The sequence below is a fragment of the Pseudovibrio sp. W74 genome (assembly GCF_001623085.1).
Lineage (GTDB): Bacteria > Pseudomonadota > Alphaproteobacteria > Rhizobiales > Stappiaceae > Pseudovibrio.
This window is the reverse complement of sequence record NZ_LMCJ01000056.1, coordinates 13067-13286: the sequence shown is the minus strand read 5'-3', so window position 1 is coordinate 13286 and position 220 is coordinate 13067. Positions and strand designations below refer to the sequence as shown.

General features: G+C 49.1%; 1 protein-coding gene. It reads left to right on the top strand.

The window, feature by feature from the left end; translation table 11 throughout:
* Window positions 1-220, top strand: a 220-nt coding sequence (locus tag PsW74_RS29015; protein WP_193777984.1) for a hypothetical protein, incomplete at both ends; no start/stop codon positions are given.

The window sequence follows — 220 nt, the reverse complement described above, 5'->3', positions numbered from 1 at the left end:
ATCTGGTTACTCCATACAATGTTTGGTGTGCTTGTTGAGGATCTGCTGAACCTGCTTGAGGATACCAACTCACAGCAAGGCAAAGAGCGTGAAAAGCTCAAAGCGTTGCTGCCTGAAGTGGCAAAGATGCTTTCTGAAAGCTTGCAGTGCGAGCTTTCTGGTCTGAGCTCAACTCTCGGGCAATTGCGTCAGGACGCAGAAGCCAGCTCCGTTGAAAATT